This window comes from Bacillus sp. SIMBA_031, from assembly GCF_046535225.1.
GTDB lineage: Bacteria > Bacillota > Bacilli > Bacillales > Bacillaceae > Bacillus > Bacillus velezensis.
Map to the genome: position 1 here is coordinate 1 of NZ_JAWRXC010000662.1, position 237 is coordinate 237.

Sequence of the window (237 nt, forward strand, 5' to 3'; positions counted from 1 at the left end):
GCTGCAGGAGCGGACGACGGCGCGGCAGAACCGCCGTCGTGGGTCCTTGGAGTGCACATACCGGAAGGGGGCAGCCTCTCCCCCGCATTGGTTGACGCCAGCTTCGCCGAGGCGCGTTCCTTCTTTGCCCAGCATTTCTCGGACAAGCGTGCGGCCCTGGCCACGTGTGAGTCGTGGATGCTTGACCCCTACCTCTTGGATCGGCTTCCAGCGAGCAACATCGCCTCCTTTGCGCGT

General features: G+C 65.0%; 1 protein-coding gene. It reads left to right on the top strand.

Annotation, left to right across the window (positions count from 1 at the left end; all coding sequences use genetic code 11):
* A partial coding sequence (locus SB724_RS21725; RefSeq protein WP_410573137.1) for a hypothetical protein occupies positions 1-237 on the top strand: 237 nt, incomplete at both ends.